We start from the raw sequence: 19,867 nt of genomic DNA on the forward strand, positions 1-19,867 counted from the left end.
CGCGGTCACCCCGCTACCCGGAACCCCGGCCCGCACCCTCGCCCAACTACAAGCCCGCCTACCGTCATGCGACGACACCTGCACAGATCAACTCTGACAGTTATTTAGGCACAAGCCCCCGGACGCACCGAGAACTGCCAGATCGGAGTCTTCGCCGCCCACGCCACAGCCAAAGGTCGAGCACTGGTGGACCGAAAGCTCTACCTGTCGAAGTCCTGGACAGGCGACACGGATCGGTGCCGGGCGCCAGGCATTCCCGACAACCATGGGTTCGCGACCAAAGGCGAGCTGGCCCGCGCGATGATCCTGCGGACCCTGGCACAGACCACCTGGACGGAGGCCGCCGACGGATGGTCGTGCTCCCGGACCGGGCCGGGGGCGCCAGGGCGGAGCAAGCGGAGAGCCGCAGGCAGCGAGGGCCCGGCAGGGCCGGGCGGGGTTCGCTTGGGACGAGAGAGTCGCGGCCTGCCGCCAGCTCCGGCACGTATGGGTGAACGGTCGTACGGGAGACGCCGAGCAACTTCGCGATCGAGGTGACCGGGCTCTCCGGCTGCGGGAGCAGGGCACGGCATGCCGGATCTGTTCCTCGTTCATGGCCGGCGGCCGCCCAATACGCCCGCCCCGGGCGCGGGCCTCCGCCAGGCCCCGGCGTGACGGCCCGAACTGGACCCCGGCACCAGGCAGTGACGTGTCGGCTTCAGGTCGGGCTACGACTGCGAGGGCCTCGTGTCGTACTCGGCGAACCTGCCGCGCTGGCCCCAGGGGCACTCGGCCTTGGCGTACTGGAACCGCCAGGCGCTGGTGTGGGTGCTGCCGTCGGAGCACTTCACCCACACCTTCACGTCGACGTTGCCGGAGCACTTGGCGTGCCCACGGTAGGCGCCGCCGGGGCCGGCGTTGTCGTACCAGCTGGTGCAGGCGGCGGCGCTCGTGGGCTGCTGTGCCGTCGCTTCTCCGTCGTCGGCGGCTACGGCGACACCCCCGCCGAGACCACCGCTCGCGAGGACGAGGGACGCGAAACCGAGGGCGATGCGCTTACGTGTGTTCATGGAGTTCTCCCTGTTTGTTGTGGATGTTTGACGTAGGTCGTCCGGAGTGGCGGCGCTGGGTGGACCATGCCGCCCGGTGTGCATGACCGACCCTGCCCATCGGCTCAACGGCCGTCCACAGTCCCTGTCCTCCGCGGGACATCGTGGGATGTCCCGCGCTCTGACCTGCTGGAACGCCGTCACGGTTGATGGGGTACGGGGACACCTGGATGACCTGGATGCCCTGGATGACCTGGACGGCGAAGGCACTGCGCGGAATCGGTGGCTGCCTGAGTGTCCCGGAGATATGACGCAGCTTCTCAGGGCTGCAAGATCACCTCATTTGCTCCTGTGGCCCGTCCCAAAGCATTCCGCACCCGCAGCAGCTATGCCCCTGGCATCCCCGTCGACTCCATGGCTCAGATCCTCGACGAAGCACGCCGCTACGGTGGGGCAGCCGACCGGAGTGAGGCTTTCACCGTGGTCCCGGCTCGCTCCTCGCTGGCGGGTTGACGGCTGCGCCTGAACGGGACCTGAGCTTGCCGTCGGTGTGCCCGGCGGTGGGGAGGCTGTTCTTGTTGTGCCGTGGTCAACAGGAAACAGGCGGGTGCTCGTCTCCGGGGGCTACACCCTCAAAAGTGCTTGCGGCGGCTGCGGGCTGGCGTGTGTGGGTGCCCGGTGGTTCGGCTACGGGCATGGTCCTGTCAGTCGCCGGCCGTAGCGCCGGTGCCGGGCCTGCAGGTTCGGCTGCCGCATCGCGGGTGGGGCTGCGGGCCCATGTGCACCTTCGTTTGGCTTGGTGGCGCGCTCTCCTCCGACCAACCACGGCGCGGAGGCAGACGGACCACCGGTCGACTGCTTACCGATCTCGGCTGGCCCCGTCGTCCCAGTTGGACATCGGCGGCATCACCACCGCACGCGGACAGCCGGAGGAACTGGCTGCTGATGTGCGTTCGAGGCCTGCGCCGCCGACGCCGCCCCACCGGGACCGCTCGTCTTTTGAGGGTGAGATTGCCGTAAGTCGGCGGGGACGGCTGTGCTTGGGGGAGTTCGGTGGTTTGGGTGGGGAGCCCCGCCAGTCGGACCGGCGGGGCTTTTGATCGGCGCGGCTGTTAAGGGTCAGGTCATGATCAGTAGGCGGGTGTTCGGTATCAGTTTCCGGTTTACGCTGGTGCTTTGCACGAAGATGGTGAAGCCGTCGTTGTGGTCGGGCTTGATGCGGACTTCCATATCCGGCAGGCCGAGGAGGGTTCGGGCTTGTGGCCCGGTGTAGATGCGGTCGGTCTTCTTCTCCAGCACCGCGATTTGTTTCCGTGCCTGGATTTTCTCCGACTTGCTCAGTTGGTAGAACGCGCAGCCGGTACGGAAGGTGTGTCCGGATTCGGTGACCCAGTTTCGGATGGTCGCTTCGCGGTCCACCGGGATCAGTTGGTATGCGGATGGATCTGCCGGGGTGAGGCCGGCTGCTTGGATGGTGTCTTTGTTGACTGTCTCGGCGCCTGTGGAGAATACCGTGCGTGAGCCGCGGATGCCCTTGGTGCGGCCCACCATGAATTTCTCGGTTGCCTGCTGGATGACATGGCCGGCCTCCTCCAGGCCCTGGGTGCTTGTGGCGTCCCAGATGGCGATGTTGTCCTTGGGGAAGCCGCATTGCATGGCCTCGCGCTTGCCCATCTGGTCCGGCACGAGGACGGCCAGCGTCCAGTTGTCTTCCTGTGTCTGGGTCATCGTGGCGACGGCCTGGACCAGTTGAAGCGGATCCTTGGCGGGGGCATCGGGGCAGCGGTGACTCGCGTTTTCCTGTCCGTCGGTCAGGACGAACGTCAGGAAGCTGTGGTCGCCGTAGAGTTGAGCTGTCTGTGCCAGCTCCTTTTGCGATTTGAGCGTGGCTGCCAGCAGGGCCGTCATTCCACCCACCCGGTACAGCTGCTTCAGGGACGGCATCCGCAGCACGTCCTTGTCGTAGATGACGCACTCCACTTTGTCCGCGAAGACGTACACGGTGACGCGGGTTTCCTGGTCCAGTTCCTTCGACCGGCGGGCCAGATAGGCGATCTGCTGATCGGCGACCTCGACGACTTTGCGGCTCAGGTGTGACATGGACGAACTGGCATCCAACACAAGAGCAACGTGATTGATGTAGTTCTGACTTTTGGACATGACCGTTCCCCCTCTTCCGGCTCGATGCATTCATCGTCTCACCCACCACTGACAATCGATCTTGGGGCGAGGTGGACGCAGACGCCAGGCGCCCGGATCCCCCGAGGAACGCGGCCGGGCCCAGGGCCATGGCACGGTTCGCATCGGCGGCTGTGCGAGGAGTCGCCGCCCACCCTGGACTGGGGTGGGCGGAGGTGGTGCGGGAACCGGTCCGACGGACAGGCAGCGCGAGGCCGGCCAGAGTGCAGCGGTAGCCAGTACTACATGGATGGGAACACCTCGCTGGCCCTGGGCGCCCAGCGCAGCTCGCAGAGGCAAACGGCAGCACAGCTCGCCGTACGCGCCGCCCGCCCCGCACACCTCGCCTCCTGGGCCAACATCGGCGGACACATCGACAGCCACTCCGGAGCCGTCTACGGCACCAGCAGCTGTGCCCTCGCGCAGCAGCAGGTTGCGATGCCTCTTGAGCAGCTGTCTCTGCCCCAGGCGGAGCGGTCCGCGGGCAGGGCCCGTCTCGTGGTCGGCATCGTGGCTTGTGCACCGACTTTCAGGCCCGGGAGCTTACCGTCGACCAGGTTCATTGCCTGGCCGAGAGGTTCACTGTGGCGGGAGGCGATGTGTGCAAGTGGAGCCACCCTTGTGGGCACCAGAACGGTGACCGGGCATCGCACCACCACCGGGCGGCCGGCCCATACGCTTACCGCCACCTCTACCAGCCCGCCTCCGGCCACTGCTGTGCCGGGCGCCGAACACATCCGTTCCGCGCCGACGTGTTGGTTCGTCTCCAACTTGCCGGACGTCCTCCGGCGCGTACACCTGCGGGTTCCCCCTGGACCAGGCTTGGTCCAGGGGGAACGCCACTGCATCCGAGGATCCGCCGCGTCGGCGGGCGGGGCTACGCACCAGGCGCGCTGGCCAGACAACCCGGTGCCCCGGCCACCTCGTGTCGCGCGGCCCGCTCGTCGAGGCGCCGGCTGGGGCCAGAAGACCCACCGGAGCCGGAAGGCCAAGAGAGGTTGGCCTCCGGCTGAGGTCGGTTTCCGGTTCAGTGTGTGTTCGGGGTTTCTTCGGGGCGTTGGCCCCATGCGGCGATGGTGACTTGTGGGATGTCGATGAACGTTGGGTCTTTGAGGAGCGTCGTGAATTCGGTCAGGTCTGCTTGGGTGATGAGTCCTGTGGCGAGCATGGCGGGGGTTGCTTGGGTGATGAGGGGGAGCCAGCGGTCCTTGGTGGGCCCGCCGCCCATGTGGCCGAGGTTTCCGGTGAAGGACACCTCGCTGAGGCCGTCGTGGGCGAGCTGGGTGGGGAGGGTCCGGGCCCAGGTCATGTCTGCGCCGTTGTCGCGGTAGGTGCGCTGGTAGGCGGCCAGGATGCGTTGGACGAGGGGGGATGGTGAGGTCTCGGCGGGAAGGTGGTAAGGCTCTTCGATGATGAGCCATCCGCCGGGGGCGAGCCAGCCCATGGCGCGGGCGAGGACCTCGTCGCGTTGGGGGAGGTGGCAGAAGAGGTAGCGGGCGTGGATGAGGTCGAAGGTTCCGGGTGCGTAGTCGGTGGAGGTGACGTCGGCTTCTTGGATTTCGAGGTTTGTGGCGTGGTGTGGGTCGAGGTGTTGGGTGTCGAGGTCGACGGCGACCACGCGGCCTTGGGGGCAGCGTTCGGCGAGCCAGTAGGCGATGGAGCCTGCGCCCGCGCCCAGTTCCAGGCAGTTGGAGGAGGCGTCGAGGGGAAGGTCCTGGAGGACTTTGATGGTGAACGCATCGACGCTGTGCTGGATGGACTTGAGTCGGTCGTGTTCGTGTGGGGCGTCGTTGCTGAGCCAGCCGGTGCGGTAGGGGGCTGGGGTGGCGGAGTGCTGTGTCATCGATATCGCCTAGGTGGGGGTGTTGGTCGGGGCGTGGTGATCACGCCCCTCCGGCACGGCGGGAGCGGGTCCGGCTGGGGGTGTGGTTGTGGCTGTGGTGGGGGTGAAGGAGCGGACGGCGGGCAGGGTGCGGGCTCGTAGGACGGCGAGGAGGAAGTCGGTTTCGCTGCGGAGCCCGTCGTCCTTGAGGTTGACGGGGGTGAGCGGGTTGGGTTGGGCGGCGTCTGCGGCCGCCACGGCGGCGAGGGCGCTGTGGAGCCAGCAGGCGGTGACGGCCGGCTCGAGGTGTTCTTCGGCAACGCCGTGCTCGGTGAGGTGCCGCCGGGCGCGTTCGACCATCTCGGGTCGTACGTAGTCCTGCAGGACGAGCAGGACGTCGAGGATTTCGATGACCTGGCGGTACAGGCGGAGTCGGACGGCCTGTGGGCTGCCCACCACTGCACGGATCCGGCAGTGCGGCCCTTCCAGGGTGACGTGCGGGACGGCTTCGGTCAGGTCACGCCACAGGGGGCTCAGGCGCCACAGGGCGCGTGCGTCGCGCACCGTGCGGCGGATGGTCAGCGCCAGAGGCAGGGCGACGCCTGCGGTCATCAGCCAGGCGGTGACGCCGATGTTCATCGGGAACAGTGCGCCCAGCCAGACGGGGCGCATAAGGAGAAAGGCGAAGACGACGCACCAGAACAGGGAGGAGGAGGTGAAGCCGGCGGCGAGCAGCAGCAGGCCGGTGCGCAGGGGCCGGTCGTCGTGGGCCTGGCGGCCGTAGCGCACACACAGCACGGCGCAGGGGATGGTGCCGACCAGGTGCGCTGCCACCAGGATCCACCAGAAGGGGCTGTACCAGGGGACGGCCTGGGTGGTGACGCAGCCGGCGTGCGGCGCGATGGTGAAGTTCAGGGCGATCAGCGCGCCGATGGTGACGGTCATCGGGCCGTAGATGAGCCAGGGGTGGCGCCGGGACATCGCTGCGAGGACGAAGTCGAGGATGAGGGCCGAGCTGAGGACTCCCCAGGCGTTCATGAACAGCCCGCAGCTTTGCGCGAAGGTGAAGGATTGGTTCAAGGCGGCGGTGACCGGGTCGAGGTAGACGGTGATCGACCCGGCGATCCCGACGACTGCGAGCAGCAGCATCTTCTGCTGATGGGAGTGGCGGGCGGCGGGCAAGCGAAGGATGATCACCACCCACAGCGCGGCTGCGCCCAACAGCTCGACATCCGAACCGAGTTGGTAGAGAGAAAGTGTGCTCATGTCCTGGCCTCTACTCCCGGATCCCGAGTGCGGCTTCGAGCTTGCCCCGCACCCCTATCGATGGTGAGGGGGTGAGGATGCCTGCGGCGGAGTAGATCAGGCTGGCGACGAGTTCGGCTTCCCGCTCTTGCTCATTGGTGTAGTTGCTGCGGCCCAGGAGGCGGCTGATCATTTCGGGTCGGATGCTGGGCAGCAGCACGGCGAGCGCTTCGTGGAACTCCTGCTCGTTGCGGCCGTGTTCGCACAGGATGTGTCCGATTTCGTGGAGGATGATGTGTTCCTGGTGGAACTTGGTGGTCTTCTCCTCGACGTAGATGTTGTCGGCGGCTTCGGTGGCGATCCACAATCCGCAGGCGTTGATGGCGGCTCCGATCGAGACCGTATGGATCCGGATCGGCCGCCCCCGCTGCGCCGACAGCCCCCTGACGAAGGCCTCGACGGAAAACGGTCGGGGTAGGTCGAGCGTCTTGACGAGCGCTTGACACCGTTTGCGTACCTGTCGTGTGGTCATGGTGTCGCCTTGCCCTTCGATCGGACACCGGTGGAAGTAGACGTCATGTGCGGAGCGCATGGCCAACCTCCTTAGCAGTCTGCCAAACGGCTTCGGGGGCGGTCGCCGCAAGTCGGCTGTTTTCTGCCGGCGGCCGGTGCCGCATGGTGCACGGTGCAGCGAGCCCGAACCGACCGCGGCGCCGGTGGTGCCGAACCATTCCAGGGAGCCGGCCGTGGCGTCGGCGGTAGCGAACCATACGAGCACGCCGGCCAGTTCCACGATTCGGGCACTGCTTGGTCCTGCAGGGACCGGCACATGGTCACACCAATTCTGCGCGCGAGGCCGGGGTCATCTCCTCGCACCGTGCCGGCGGCAAGGTGCACCACGCGCTCGAACCGGTGGGCCAGGCCCTGTTGCGCGCATCAGTGGGTGACTTCGTACTCCACCTCGCGGTGTGGTGACAGACCCTCGCCGCACCGCGATGGCCGATTGCCGGGCGCAGAACATCCGCTGGCCTTTCAACAAAAAATGCGCGCCGGAGGCCATTTAGCAGGTGAGTCACTCCGCGTCAACTATTTCCATCTGAGTCCAAAGGTGCAGACCTGCCTCGGATTTGACTGCACAGTGTTCCCGTCAACTGTCGTGCGCAGGGCGCGCAGTAGTTCAAGACAACCAGAGCTGGTACTTCGTATGAAACGGTGCCAGCCGTATGAGAACGGGGATGCAAGATGAAGCGCATGAGGCACCGCACCATCGCCAGGGCAACCCCCGCATTGGGCGCTGCCGCCGGCCTCGCACTCACCGCCGGTGTGGGCTTGGCCCAAGCGCAGAGCCTCCCGGGCTTCTTTCACGGCACGGTCAGCTGGTACCGCAACGGCGACACCGTCGTCATCAAGGACACCAAGGCGGATGGATGGGCGTTCGGGGTGTGGGTGTCGGAAGACAACGACCCTGACCCGGACCACATTCGCAAGTGCATCACGTCGGGTGTGGGCAGGGAAAAAGCTTGCAGCTTCGACTTCCGTGAGGGGGCACCGGTCCGTATTCGCGCCTACGGGCACAAGAAGAACGGCGAATCGACGCCCGTGGTGTGGGGGGCATACACGGTCAAGGCCTGATCCGATACCGGTCCGTAAGCCCTCTGTGTCGAACTGGTTCACTGTGCACGCGAGTACGATCGGGGCGGCAGCGAGTGACGCTCCGTCACTCGCACTGATTCAATGGCACCATCTGATACGGGGGACAACCAGCTGTGACATCAATCCTCGCGCGTACTGCCGCTGCGGCGGGCGCCGCCACCATCACCGCCACCCTCTTCGCCTCACCGGCCGCCGCCGACGCCACCGTGCCTCCTGCGCCGAAGGCTGCGGCAGGTGCAGCCGTCGTGCGTGCGGCAATGCCGTCGCAGGCGGCAGGCGTTCCGAAGTTCCGTGTCGAAACCAACTCGCAAACCACCATCGTCACAGTGACGGTCAACGGGCATGTGGTCGGCCGGGGCGAGTGGGATGATCCCAGCAACCAGGTGATCGCCCGCGACTATGCCCGTGACGGGGCCTACATCCAGGCCGAGGTGGAAGGTCCTCGTGCCTCGACGAAGGGCCACCAGGCGCCGTACACGGCCAAAGAGCGAGGGGCGTTCAGGGAGGACATTCCGATCACGCTGAGTGCGTGCTACATGGGCAACGGGTACAAAATCTGCTCGCTGCCGTACCGGGTGTATTCCTGACTGGCCCGTAGGGAGCACGGCGGGCCTTGAGCCGCAAGCTCGCCGCCCGCACGGAGCGCGAAGTCCGCCGGCGGCGGCAGCCAAGGGTGCGCCAGAAGATCCAGCCCTCAAGCGCCCAGGCCGCCGGCGCCCCTCACAGCAGACGCACCACATCGCCGCCGAAGGCCGCAGGGGATCTACGTCAAAGACCGTGTGGTGATGTCCATGAGAACCAACAGCGGAATTCACCGCATCGAAAGGCACCGCCGTCCGACGCTGTTCGATGGCGGCAGCGGAACGCCCTGGTCACAGATCCGGCGTGGAACGCCATACGTCACCTCGCCCGCCAGTTTCCCCTCACGACGCTGGGCGACTGGCGCCAGCCACTGCCACGCCCCCTCCACCCGCACACGGGCGACCGCTGAGCACGTCCAAGCCGTCTGAGCGACTCTGACGCGGCGAGCCCCGCGGCCGACTTTCGACAGCGGGTAGTGCCCACATCTCAGCGGGTGGTGATTGCCTTGCCGGAGTGACGGAATCTCATAGTCAGGTAGACATCGCCCTATACCGTGGGGTTTCGTCACACAGGGCGTTCATGGGGGAGAGACGTCATGGCAGTTCTGCTCTACTACCCGCGGGTGAACCCGCCCACAGAGATCCTCCAGCAGGCGCTGATGCAGTGCCGAAAGAGGTGCAGCAGATGGTCGTCGGTGTTCTCGCCCGCGAGTGGGGCACCACCCCCCTGCCGGCCTCCTACGTCCCCTACACCGACCGCTCCGACGCATATGAGTGGGCTCTTCGCGCCCCTGCCGAGCAGCGGTTGCCCGCCTTCAGGGCAGAGCTCGGCCGTCTCCTCCCGGTCCCCGCCCCCGGCACGCCTACCGCCGACGTCCTGGTCTTTCGCGAGCGGTTCAACGACGAGCGGCAGCGCCTGATGCGAGCCCTGCACCGCCTGCTCGGCGATCTCCGGCGTGACTACGAGCACCCGGCCGAAGTCATAGCCGAACTGCGCCGGGAAATCGAAGCGGCGACCGAGGATTACCAGGCGGCGGTAAGCAGGAGCAGGATGGCGTGGGTACACCGATCGGTTACGGCAACCGTGGCCCTCGCGGCCGCCGCGGCGAGCGTGGTGGAGCCTCAACTGTCCTGGGTTCTGGGCACTGTGGGTGGCTACACATTGAACGTGGCGACCCGCGAGATTCGCCCTCTGATGGACGCCAGCAAGAAGCACGACTTTGTGTATTTGCACCGGGTCGAGACCACATTCTCGTAAACGGACACAGCCAACCGTGGCCGTCCGCGCCGACGGCCTGCTGGTGGAGTTCACCGATATCGACTCCATCGAACTCGACGCCTGACACCGACAGGTACAGGGACGCCGCGGTGAACCAGCCGCGCGCGGGAGGGCTTGGACGTCCGCGATCAGGGCGTGGCACGCTCTCGCGTTCGTGCGGCATCACCTCAACATGCTCGGCCGGTACTCCTGCCAGCCCAGGAACTCCCCGACCTGCCCGGGGGGGCTGCGCCCGCTGGGTGATCCGGGCGTGTTCCGAGGACGAGTAATGTGCGCGGGCCCGCGCGAGTGTGCGGCAGCGGATCAAGCGGCAGCGGATCGAGGGCAGTGGATCGAGGACAGTGGATCAGGGGGTGCCGGCGCGTACGGCGGTGGTTGCCAATGTGGTGTAGTGCATCGTGAAGTGGCCGCCCAGGGCGTCGATGGCCTGGCCGACCGCGCTCAGTATTTCGGCCAGTTGGTCGGGATGAAGTCGGGTGAGGCTGCCGGTGGTGGGGAGCAGGTCCAGCCACTGGTCACGCGTGTAGGGCTGCTCCCAGTCGAATTGCCACTGTTGCGGTTCGTTGAACTGCTCGGTCTCGCGGATCTTGTCGGCGATCTTCGCGTACCCCGCTTGGTACATCTCGAGCGGACGTCGCGCGGGCTGGTTGCTGAACGGGGAGTCGGGCGCCACCTGCCGGTAGGCAGCCGCGAACGGCTCGGCCACCTCGGTAGGCGGCTCGAATACGTGCCCGAAGATCGCCAGGCACCCGTTGGGGCGCAGCACCTGGGCCGCCTTCACGGCGCCGGCGGCCGGGTCCACCCAGTGCCACGACTGGGCGGCGATCACTGCGTCGAAGACCCGGCCGGCCGGCTCCCAGGCTTCGAAGGTCGCCACCTCGACCTGCAGGCCGCGGGTTCGGGCGAGGTCGGCCATCCGCGCATCCGGCTCGATGCCGAGCACGGCGCAACCGGCGGCTTGGAACTGGCGGGCCGCGATACCGGTGCCGCAACCAACATCAAGCACGTCAGGCCCCGGGCTCGCGGCGACGATACGCGCCACCAGGTCCTCGGGGTAGGCCGGTCGGGCCTGGTCGTAGCGTTGCGCATCCGTGCCGAACGACTCGGCCGTCTGCCGAGCCTGATGTGACTGCGCAGGTTGGGGTTGCTCTCGCGGTAAAGTGGGCATGCGTTCACTTTAGTGGGCGAGCGCCCATGTGGGCAAGTGCCCACCTGTCAACGGATGCCAGGAACCTGGCCCATGAAAGGATCTGCAAGTGCCGACCGGGGTACACCTTCGCGACGCGCGGCAGCAGCTGTTCGACGCCGCCGAACGCGTGCTGCTGCGCGACGGCCCGAACGGGCTGACCAGCCGGGCCGTCACCGACGAGGCAGCCTGCGCCAAAGGCGTCCTGCACCGGCACTTCACCGACTTCGACGCCTTCCTCACCGACCTCGTCCTCGACCGGGCCGCACAGCTCGAAACACAAGCGCAGGCGCTGCGCGAGACCGTCGGCACCGGCACCGTGGCCGACAACCTCACCGCCGCGCTGACCACCTTGTTCGGACCGGTTCCCGTGGCGATCATCCCGCTCATCACCTTCCGGGACGAGCTGCGCGCGCGGCTGCGGCAGGCCAGGCCCGGAGGCGGCATCGCGATCCTCGCCCAGGTCACCACCGCGGTCTCCGCCTACCTGACCGACGAGCGCGCACTGGGCCGCATCTCGGCCGACGCCGACATCGACTCACTCACCCTCTCCTTGGTCGGAGGTGGGCATCTGCTGTTCGCAGACCGCGACCCAGACCCGCCGACCACGGCAACCGTCCACAAGCTGGTGACCACGGTCCTCGCCGGCGTCGTGCAACAGCGGCCACGCTGAACCTGACGTGCAGCCCGCAACGGCCCGCGCCGAGCAGGGGCCTTGAGCGTTGGCCGTCGCCGGGCGCGAGCGGGCTGGTGGGCCCGGCGATCGCCTCAGGGGAGGGCTTGGTGTAGCCGGTGGACATTCTCCGCAAGGGCTTGACGTAGCGGTGGACATTCCCCGCCTTATCGTGCCGGGACGTGGTCATCAGCATCGGCATCAGCTCGGACGCGCCCTACTCAACCAGAGGCCTCAGCCCAAAGGGGTGCCACTCGCGTGGGTCCCGCCGGTGCCGGGCCCGCGCAGGGCGGTGTGCTGGTCCGAGGCGGTCGCGGTGGAGGACGTCGAGCACGTCGAGGATGTGCCCGGTGCCACGTACGAGGCGGAACATCTCGGAGAGGTGCACGGTGTCGCCCGGCCGCGCGTATGTGAGCAGCTCGCCGAACTTGGGGCGCTCCAGCGGGTGGAGGCGGCTGGAGGTGCCGGCATCCTCCTCGAACGTGACCGGGTCGTCGATCCCGGCTTCGTCGAGGACGAGGTTCTGACGGTCCGTCGACTGCTGGTCGGTCGACACCCGCTTGGAGGCCAGGTTGGCCATGCCGCTCCGCGCCCGGCCTCGTGGTCGCATTCGACCCTAGCTGTCAGCAAACCCGGTCATCCTCCGTCATCGGATCTGATGGGATTCGCGCCGCCACGCGGCCGCGGAAAGCCCGGGTTCATTGGACGCCCGTCGCTCCTGTCGTCATTCGTTCGTTTGACGACAGTGCGGCCGGTCAGGAAAACCCGGTTGGCGACCACCCACAGGGAGACCAGCCGGAACACGTCGGAAACGTGCCGTTCGGCCTTGAGGGCGTGGCTGGGAGGTTCTGAACCTATGCCGGCTCGGGTCGTTCCGGGTTCGGGGCGAAGGCGGGTAGCGCGGTGAGGCTGTGGCGCACGGCCTCGCCCCCGTACTTGAACATCTGCCGCTCGTAGTCGCCGACCGCGCCGAGGAGGTCTTGGCGGCGCTCGACGGCCTCGATCAGGCAGCGGCGCAGCAGGTCGGCGTCGCGCAGCGCGGTGTTCGCGCCATTGCCACCGGTCGGGGAGGTGGCGTGGATGGCGTCTCCAAGCAGCGTGACCGGACCGGGCGCCCAGCGCTCGCGGGGCTCGACCACCCGGATGGACAGCAGGGTGCTGTTGTCCGGGTCGGCCTGCTCGATGAGCGCTCGCAGGTCCGGATGCCAGCCTTCCATCCTGGACAGCACGGCCTCCTGCGCGGTCTGGGCGCCGAGCGAGCCGTTCGGTGGCAGGAGCATGGCCCAGCGCACGTAGTCGCGGATGTCGGGGAGGGTCACCTCGGGTGCCAGTTCCTCGGCCGCCTGCTTCGGCGGGGTACGGAAACGCATCGCTCCGAGCATCAGGTTCCCCCCGGCTCCGGCGATCTTCGAGCCGAAGGCCGGCGCCAGGGTGGCAAAGCGCTCCGTCAGCGGCGTGCGGCCGATGACGAACCGGGCGCCGGTATCGGTCGCGGTGGTCTGCGGCGAGAGCACCGCGCGGACGGCGGAGCCGACCCCGTCCGCCCCCACGAGCAGGTCGGCGGTGGCCTGGGCACCGTGCGCGAACCGGGCTTCGACCTTGCCGTCGTCCAGCACGTCGTAGCCGGTCAGCGCGGCCCCGGTGTGCACGGTGAGTCCGGTCAGCAGCAGGTGCCGCAGCACGTGCCGGTCGATCACGATCCCGGTCCTACCGGGTCCCTGCTCGCCGATCCGGTTCAGCTGCGGGTCCAGGATCAGCTGCTCGGCATAGGCGTCACCGACGATCGCGTCCAGCAGCGGGTGCCAGCGCGGCGGCAGACAGCCGCGCAGCGCCTCGAACCCCACCGGGCTCAGCAGGAGCCGGTAGCCCTGGAACCGCGCGGTGATCGCCGGGTCCCGCTCGTACACGTCGGCCTCGATCCCGGCACCACGCAGACCCTGCGCCAAGCACAGTCCCCCCAGACCGGCTCCGACCACGGAAACTCGCATCTCGCACCTCCTGGACAGACTTTCCGAACCCGCCAAGGTACCTGGGCGGGGTATACGCGAACCACACCGAGACGAACTTAGTTCTGCATGAACGATCTAAGTTCTACGAGGCGAACTTAGATCGTGTCAAGCTATAGTGATCGGTATGCCCTCCGATCCCCGGCAACGCCGAGCAGCTCGTCACGCCCAGCCCGCTGGGGAGCCCGCAGCGGCGTCTCCGCGCAAGAAGCCCATCACGGTCGACCGGATCACGGACGCCGCCCTGCAAGTCGTGGCCACCGAGGGCTACGGCGCACTGACCATCCGTCGGGTCGCCGCGGTACTCGGTACCGGGCCGTCGTCGCTGTACGCTCACATCGTCAGCAAAGAGGACATCGACGATCTGCTCGTCGGCCGGCTCTGCTCCGAGGTCGTGCTGCCTGAACCGGACCCGGCCAAGTGGCGCAAGCAGATCCTCGACGTGTACGCGCAGATCCGCGACCAGTACCTGAAATACCCCGGAGTCTCCCGGGCCGCGCTGGGCGTGGTCCCGACCAACCTCTCCACGTTGCGGGTCCAGGAAGGGCTTTTGGCGATCCTGCTCGCCGGCGGAATCGAGCCGCAGAACGCCGCCTGGGCGCTCGATGCTCTGTCCCTCTACGTCAGCGCCTACGCCTTGGAGCAGTCGCTGGTCCAGCAGCGGCGCAGACACCCGGACCAGGAATGGGTCCTTGGCCGCGAGGAGCTGATCCGCCGGTTCACCGCACTGCCGGCCGACGCGTTTCCGCAGACTCGACGCTATGCCGCTGAGCTGACCTCCGGCACCGGACACGACCGGTTCGAGTTCACCCTCGGACTGATAATGGACAACCTCACCCAGCTCCAGCCCCAGCCGACACCGGCATCCGGCACCGCCGGATGAACGCCGCAGCCCGAGGCGGGTCTGAACCGGTGTGACTCTGGATCATGGAAGTAGCACCTGATGAGTGACGTGATTGCCTGAGGGGGGGCGAAGCGGCGCCACCACTCCACCCAGTACGCGGTCCGCGCGCAGATTCCGATCAGCATGCGCTCCGGCACCCCGTAGAGCTCCGCCACAGCGTCCTCTCCCGCACATGGGCGTCCCGCCTGGCGATAAGCCGGCCGATCGCCATCTTCGAGTGCACCTGGGTGTCCAACTCCCGCGCCGCCAGCTGCTTCATCCACACCGACGCTCATCAGCGGTTCACCAGGGCCGACAGGTCCGTAGCCACGATCTGACATGGATGTTCCCACCGAAGCCGGTGTCACGGTCAGCTCAAGCGGTGCATCTGAGCGAGCAACCGTGCCTGTTCGAGCTTCAGTGCCTCGAAAGAGCTCCGCAGGTAGGCGTCCAACTCCGCACGCGGGAAATTGCCGGCGATCGACACGTGATCGTCGACCTGGACCGAGTCGAACCCGTCTTCCTGCCAACGGGCCACGATGGGCTCGTAGCAGGCCACATGCGCGCACAGCTCCTTCAGGGGCTCGGGAATGGTGTCCTCGCGTAGCAGGTCGGCATGGGAGACGACCGTCTCGACCATGCGCCGGTTGAGCGGCATGAAGACCGTTGACATCCACAAACGCCAGGTGGCGGCCTGCTCCGTAGTGGGAGGGGCCGATACCGTCCATACGGTTCCATACCGGGCGGCAAACTTGCGCCACGCTCGGTCCGTGGCCTCCGACTGCGCATAGAGCGGACCGTAGAGCTCGCTGAGCTGGCGGTTGATCCGATCCAGATGATCCTTGCGGCGCGCCAGACGTAGATTGGTCAGGTAGGTCGCCGCGTAACCGGAGGCCGCCACGAACACCGTGACCACTAAAGGGACCACAACACTCAGCTGCACGAGCCACGACACTACCCATGGTTGAACAGTTGTGGGGCGAAACCTCAGCCCTGCCCTGGCCTGGCCATCGCCACAGCATCCGTTCCGGCTCCACAAACTCGCCGCTGGATACCCCTTCGCTCTCTCCGAGCTGATCAAACGACCTCGGCGTCCCCACGACCATCAGCCAGACCGCGGCGATCCGACCAGCATGTCCTGGAGACGCAGGCCAATCGTCGCCGACGCCCCCGCTACCACCAGGTCACCAAGGCCACACCTCGCTTCCGAGGTCGGAGGAACCTGGATCCGAGTGACCACACACAGTCGCCAGCGAGCCGGACATCCCAGAGAACTGGCGACAGTTGAATAGGCGAGCCCACCAGTATCAACCTCCGCATTCACCCCCGCATTCACCCCCGCATTCAACGCGTGCGTGGACAGCCGGTCTTGTCCCGTGGTGCGGGCCGACGGGCAGGCCGACGAGCGGGCCGCGGAAGCCTCGCGGCGCGATCTTGCGGCCTGCGAGCTCCGGCTCATTTGGTGGGTGGTGAGAACCAGCGCGTGGCCGGGGGTGTGGGGTCCCAGGCGGTCATGCGGCCCGGGGGCGCGGCGCTGTCAGTGCGGCTCGGCGGTTTTGTCGGCGCGGCTCGGCGGCTCGGCTTTGTCGGGGTTGCTGTGGTGGCGGTCGGCCAGGGCGGTGATGCCTGCTGTGGTGGCGGCGGCGAGGTCGGTGATCATCGCGTCGTCGACGGGCAGGTTGAGGATGTAGAGGGCGGACGCCAGGCAGCCGAGAAGCAGCAGGTGGGCCATCGCGGGGTCAACGGCCCCGGCCAGCTCGCCGCGGGCCACGGCCTGTTCGATGATCTCGGCGAAGGCGGCCTGTTCGGCGGCCAGGAAGGTGTCCTTGAACCGGGACTTCAGTTCGGGATTGACGGAAAGTTCGCTGATCAGGGCCGGTGCCAGCGCTCGGGCCGCCGGGGCGGCCATGCGGACGTGAAACGCGCGGACCAGTGCCAACAGGTCGCCGTGCAAGGAGCCGGTGCCGGCCGGCGCGGGCAGTTGCTGGTCGTGCATGGTGGCAACGAACGCCATCTCGGCCTTGGAGGCGTAGCGGCGGTAGATCGCCGCCTTGCCCACCCCGGCGCGCGTGGCGACCTGGTCAACGGTCAGGGCCGGGTAGCCGACTTCGTCGATCAGCTCACGCGTGGTCTGCAGGATTTGGTGGTCCACGCGACTGTCCCGGGGGCGGCCACCCCGTTGTCTTTTCGCTGTCATGCCTGCACTATACGGAACCAGAGTATCGAAACGACAGTATCGGAACTGGGGCTGTGGTTGCGGGCAGCGAGATCACCGCCCCGCTCCGCCGCAGAGCAACGGCGATGAAGCCGCACCACGCGGCCTCGCGACAAGAACGGAGAAGTCGCATGATCAAGTGGGCCGGCTGGATCATCACGTTATGCGGAACCGGACACATCATCGGCGCCCTGACGGTGCAGAAAGCCGCACGCCACGTCGGAACATGGTTCAGCGGCGGACTGTGGAATGAGGACCTCGCCGACATGAGCCCGGCCGGCGCCGCGTATTGGCTGAGCCTGGCAAGCTTCGGCATTCCACTCATCCTGATCGGCCTGACGGTGCTGTGGCTGGACCGCCGTGGCATCATCCCGCCGGCCTTCATCGGCTGGACGCTGGCGAGTTGGACCGTTGTCGACGCCGTGGTCCTTCCCTTCACGCCCTGGCCGCTGTTCGTGCTCGCCTGCGCACTGCTGCTGATCGGAACCCACCGGGCCCATCGCAACCACCGCGACAACCGATCTCACCGCGACAACCCCGCGCCCACAACCGGGCTTCCCCGAGCATGATCTGCCTCCGTCCGTGACTTTCGAAGTCCCCTCTACCGCGTGGTGAATCACTCGGAAGACACCGTCGGCCACCAGGAATCCAGGACAGCCGGTGTCCGCCTTCGTGCCTAGCCTGGCGCCCAAGACAGCAGAGCAATCACGAAACGAAGGCGGCCATGGCAGCGATCGTTCTGGTTCCCGGGTTCTGGCTCGGAGCGTGGGCATGGGAAGAAGTGACACCGGCACTGAGAGCGGCGGGACATGACGTCTACCCGCTCACGCTGACTGGCCTGGCCGACCGCGCAGCCGAGGCCACCCCCGACGTGGATGTCTACACACACGTAGACGACATCGTCCGTCTCATCGACGACAACGGCTTGCAGGATGTGGTGCTGGTCGGGCACAGCGGAGCAAACCTGCCGGTTACCGGCGCCGCAGACCGGATCCCGGAGCGCATCGCACGGATCGTGTATGTGGACGCCGGGCCGTTGCCCGGCGGCATGGCCGTGATCGACTTCAACAAGCCCCAGACGCAGCAGGAATGGCGCACACAGGTCGCGGAGAAGGGGGACGGCTGGCAGCTGCCGGCACCGCCGTTCGACCCGGCAGCCGATCCGGACAACCTGGCAGGCCTCACCACAGAACAACTGGCACGCATGGCCAAGTTGGCCACACCTCAGCCGTTCGCGACGGCCACTCGCCCCCTGAACCGCCCCACGGTGCCGCCGGCCATGCACCGCTCGATGATCGCCTCAACCTTCACCCCCGAACAGGTGCGCATGCTGGCCGACAGCGGCAACCCAGTCTTCAAGCTGATGGCCGATGTGGACCTACACCACCTGCCGACCGGGCACTGGCCGATGTTCTCCCAACCCATCGAACTGGCATCACTGCTGGACGAGATCGCCCGCTGACCGGGCCACGCTCGGGGAGCCTGCCCCGAACCTTCCGGCAGCCGCGTGGTTCACGCCAGCATCACCAAGCCGTCCATACGCCCCGTCGACACTGTCTGGCTGGCCGCGGGCGGGAACCTGAACCGGCCCCACACTCGCACAGGGCATCGTGCAGACGAACCGGCGGCAGACCCCAGCGGGTCTGCCGGACGACGAGACGCGCTGCAAGGACCGATACAGCTACCGCGCCTTGAATCCAGCCAACCACTGCGAGCGGTGAACACGAGGGCCGCCGTCGTGTTGCCCTTGTAAGCTCGTGGTGGGTCAACGCCGTGGCATGTCCGCACGGGCCCTGAAGCAGGAAAGGGGCACAGATGATCATGTCGTTGTTGGCGCTGCTGGTGGGCCTGGGTGTGCTGGTCGCGCTCGTGGTCGTCATCGCCGTCGCGGTGGGCAAGCGCGGCAGGGGCGCGCAGCCTCAGGTCCCTCCCGGGGGATGGGGTCCGTATCCGGGTGCGGGTCCGGGCATGCCGAACCAGGGGCCGTATCCGCCCATCCAGCAGCCGGGTCAGGGGTTTCCGCCGGCGCAGCAGCCGGGCCAGGGGTTTCCGTCGGCGCAGCAGCCGGGCGCGCAGCCGTATCCGCCGGTCACCCCTCCCGGGCAGCCACCGCACAACCCCGGGCCGTACGGCGCTCCACCGCCACAACAGCCGCCCTACCAGGGGCAGTGACACCCGAAGATCACCGAGGACCGGCCGCGAAGTCTTGGCGGCCGGTCGACGCGTTTGAAGGGGCGTGCTTCTGCGCGCGTTCCGCGCCGCGCGAGGTGCAGGCGCGGTGGCGTGATGGACGTCAATGACGTCTATCGGTGCTGTCCTGCCGTCATCGGTGCCTCGATGGTCGACCACCGCGAGTGGTGGACATGAGGGCGGCTGTCGTGTTGCCTCTGTAAGGTCGTGGTGGGTCAATGCCGTGGCGTGTCCGCACGGGCCTGGAGCAGGGGAGGGGCACAGATGAGTTTGTTGTTGCTGCTGTTGGTGGGCTTGGGTGTGCTGGTCGCGCTCGTGGTCGTCGTCGCCGTCGCGGTGGGCAAGCGCGGCAGGAGTGCGCAGCCCCAGGTTCCTCCTGGCGGTTGGGGTCCGTACCCGGGTGCGGGTCCGGGCATGCCGAACCAGGCGCCGTATCCGCCCATCCAGCAGCCCGGCCAGGGATTTCCGCCCGCCCAGCAGCCCGGCCAGGGGTTCTGGCCGGCGCAGCAGCCGGGCCAGGGGTTTCCGCCGGCGCAGCAGCCGGGCGCGCAGCCGTATCCGCCGGTCGCCCCTCCCGGGCAGCCACCGCACAATCCCGGACCGTACGGCGCCCCACCGCCGCAACAGCCGCCCTACCAGGGGCAGTGACACGAAGATCACCGAGGACCGGCCGCGAAGTCTTGGCGGCCGGTCGACGCGTTTGAAGATGCGTGCGTTGACGCGCGTTCCGTGCCGCGCGAGGTGCAGGCGCGGTGGCGTGCTGGACGTTCAATGGCCTCTATCGGTGCTGTGCTGCCGTCATCGGCATCGGTGCATGACCAGCAACGCCGGCGCTCCGCCCCTGCCCGCTGCATCCCCGCCTATGTGAGGCTCCCGAGTACGAACGGCCTCGCCTAAAACAGGCGGCCAGCCCACCCGGCACCAGGCA

Annotated in this window: 18 protein-coding genes and 2 pseudogenes; 10 read left to right on the forward strand and 10 right to left on the reverse strand. The window is 67.5% G+C overall.

Annotated features, from left to right (window positions below; translation table 11 throughout):
* Positions 1 to 120: 120 nt before the first annotated feature.
* Positions 121 to 321 (forward strand): annotated as a pseudogene (locus V2J85_RS28755) (transposase); the annotation flags it as partial.
* 386 nt (positions 322 to 707) lie between these two features.
* Here the strand turns inward: V2J85_RS28755 and V2J85_RS28760 are convergent.
* The 5 genes from V2J85_RS28760 to V2J85_RS28780 form a co-directional block, all read right to left on the reverse strand.
* Positions 708 to 1,049, reverse strand: a complete 342-nt coding sequence (locus V2J85_RS28760) for a hypothetical protein (protein ID WP_261953862.1) — start codon at positions 1,047 to 1,049, stop codon at positions 708 to 710.
* Positions 1,050 to 2,147: 1,098 nt separating this feature from the next.
* Positions 2,148 to 3,188: a vWA domain-containing protein gene (locus tag V2J85_RS28765; protein WP_330823154.1), complete on the reverse strand. Its 1,041-nt coding sequence runs from the start codon at positions 3,186 to 3,188 to the stop codon at positions 2,148 to 2,150.
* Between the two features lie 1,045 nt (positions 3,189 to 4,233).
* Complete coding sequence (locus V2J85_RS28770; protein ID WP_330823155.1) at positions 4,234 to 5,049, reverse strand: class I SAM-dependent methyltransferase; 816 nt, start codon at positions 5,047 to 5,049, stop codon at positions 4,234 to 4,236.
* A 9-nt stretch (positions 5,050 to 5,058) separates the two neighbouring features.
* On the reverse strand, positions 5,059 to 6,294 hold the full coding sequence (locus V2J85_RS28775; protein ID WP_330823156.1) for an MAB_1171c family putative transporter: 1,236 nt from the start codon (positions 6,292 to 6,294) through the stop codon (positions 5,059 to 5,061).
* 10 nt (positions 6,295 to 6,304) lie between these two features.
* Complete coding sequence (locus V2J85_RS28780; protein WP_330823157.1) at positions 6,305 to 7,066, reverse strand: ImmA/IrrE family metallo-endopeptidase; 762 nt, start codon at positions 7,064 to 7,066, stop codon at positions 6,305 to 6,307.
* Positions 7,067 to 7,524: 458 nt separating this feature from the next.
* Here V2J85_RS28780 and V2J85_RS28785 point away from each other — a divergent pair, with 458 nt between their 5' ends.
* From V2J85_RS28785 to V2J85_RS28795, 3 genes are all read left to right on the forward strand, one after another.
* On the forward strand, positions 7,525 to 7,905 hold the full coding sequence (locus tag V2J85_RS28785; protein WP_330823158.1) for a hypothetical protein: 381 nt from the start codon (positions 7,525 to 7,527) through the stop codon (positions 7,903 to 7,905).
* Between the two features lie 134 nt (positions 7,906 to 8,039).
* Positions 8,040 to 8,513 (forward strand): hypothetical protein, encoded by a 474-nt coding sequence (locus V2J85_RS28790; protein WP_261953868.1) that lies wholly within the window; start codon positions 8,040 to 8,042, stop codon positions 8,511 to 8,513.
* A 658-nt stretch (positions 8,514 to 9,171) separates the two neighbouring features.
* The gene (locus V2J85_RS28795) at positions 9,172 to 9,765 is read left to right on the forward strand and encodes a hypothetical protein (protein WP_330823159.1); all 594 of its coding nucleotides are present in this window, start codon (positions 9,172 to 9,174) and stop codon (positions 9,763 to 9,765) included.
* A gap of 367 nt (positions 9,766 to 10,132) precedes the next feature.
* On the opposite strand, the gene V2J85_RS28800 is transcribed toward V2J85_RS28795, so the two are convergent.
* Positions 10,133 to 10,954, reverse strand: a complete 822-nt coding sequence (locus V2J85_RS28800; protein ID WP_261953870.1) for a class I SAM-dependent methyltransferase — start codon at positions 10,952 to 10,954, stop codon at positions 10,133 to 10,135.
* A gap of 88 nt (positions 10,955 to 11,042) precedes the next feature.
* On the opposite strand from V2J85_RS28800, the gene V2J85_RS28805 reads away from it, so the two are divergent.
* A complete protein-coding gene (locus tag V2J85_RS28805) occupies positions 11,043 to 11,645 on the forward strand; it encodes a TetR/AcrR family transcriptional regulator (protein WP_261953871.1) in 603 nt (200 codons plus the stop codon).
* Positions 11,646 to 11,949: 304 nt separating this feature from the next.
* Here V2J85_RS28805 and V2J85_RS28810 read toward each other — a convergent pair.
* Together V2J85_RS28810 and V2J85_RS28815 are read right to left on the reverse strand one after the other, a co-directional pair.
* Positions 11,950 to 12,225: pseudogene (locus V2J85_RS28810) on the reverse strand (recombinase family protein); the annotation flags it as partial.
* A gap of 274 nt (positions 12,226 to 12,499) precedes the next feature.
* The gene (locus V2J85_RS28815; RefSeq protein ID WP_330823160.1) at positions 12,500 to 13,633 is read right to left on the reverse strand and encodes an FAD-dependent oxidoreductase; all 1,134 of its coding nucleotides are present in this window, start codon (positions 13,631 to 13,633) and stop codon (positions 12,500 to 12,502) included.
* Positions 13,634 to 13,778: 145 nt separating this feature from the next.
* On the opposite strand from V2J85_RS28815, the gene V2J85_RS28820 reads away from it, so the two are divergent.
* On the forward strand, positions 13,779 to 14,534 hold the full coding sequence (locus V2J85_RS28820; RefSeq protein ID WP_330823161.1) for a TetR/AcrR family transcriptional regulator: 756 nt from the start codon (positions 13,779 to 13,781) through the stop codon (positions 14,532 to 14,534).
* Positions 14,535 to 14,904: 370 nt separating this feature from the next.
* On the opposite strand, the gene V2J85_RS28825 is transcribed toward V2J85_RS28820, so the two are convergent.
* Together V2J85_RS28825 and V2J85_RS28830 are read right to left on the reverse strand one after the other, a co-directional pair.
* Positions 14,905 to 15,450 carry a hypothetical protein gene (locus V2J85_RS28825; RefSeq protein WP_330823162.1) on the reverse strand — a complete coding sequence of 182 codons (546 nt, stop codon included), beginning with the start codon at positions 15,448 to 15,450 and terminating at the stop codon, positions 14,905 to 14,907.
* Positions 15,451 to 16,071: 621 nt separating this feature from the next.
* Positions 16,072 to 16,686 carry a TetR/AcrR family transcriptional regulator gene (locus V2J85_RS28830; RefSeq protein ID WP_261953875.1) on the reverse strand — a complete coding sequence of 205 codons (615 nt, stop codon included), beginning with the start codon at positions 16,684 to 16,686 and terminating at the stop codon, positions 16,072 to 16,074.
* 194 nt (positions 16,687 to 16,880) lie between these two features.
* Here V2J85_RS28830 and V2J85_RS28835 point away from each other — a divergent pair, with 194 nt between their 5' ends.
* The 4 genes from V2J85_RS28835 to V2J85_RS28850 all read left to right on the forward strand — a co-directional run bounded on the left by V2J85_RS28835 (position 16,881) and on the right by V2J85_RS28850 (position 19,587).
* A complete protein-coding gene (locus V2J85_RS28835) occupies positions 16,881 to 17,318 on the forward strand; it encodes a DUF6463 family protein (RefSeq protein ID WP_330823163.1) in 438 nt (145 codons plus the stop codon).
* 155 nt (positions 17,319 to 17,473) lie between these two features.
* Positions 17,474 to 18,211, forward strand: a complete 738-nt coding sequence (locus V2J85_RS28840) for an alpha/beta fold hydrolase (protein WP_330823164.1) — start codon at positions 17,474 to 17,476, stop codon at positions 18,209 to 18,211.
* A 353-nt stretch (positions 18,212 to 18,564) separates the two neighbouring features.
* Entirely contained in the window at positions 18,565 to 18,921 is a 357-nt protein-coding gene (locus tag V2J85_RS28845; protein ID WP_330823165.1) for a hypothetical protein, read from the forward strand.
* A gap of 282 nt (positions 18,922 to 19,203) precedes the next feature.
* Positions 19,204 to 19,587 carry a hypothetical protein gene (locus V2J85_RS28850; RefSeq protein ID WP_261953879.1) on the forward strand — a complete coding sequence of 128 codons (384 nt, stop codon included), beginning with the start codon at positions 19,204 to 19,206 and terminating at the stop codon, positions 19,585 to 19,587.
* Positions 19,588 to 19,867 lie beyond the last annotated feature (280 nt).

Source organism: Streptomyces bugieae (assembly GCF_036352915.1).
Lineage (GTDB): Bacteria > Actinomycetota > Actinomycetes > Streptomycetales > Streptomycetaceae > Streptomyces > Streptomyces endophytica.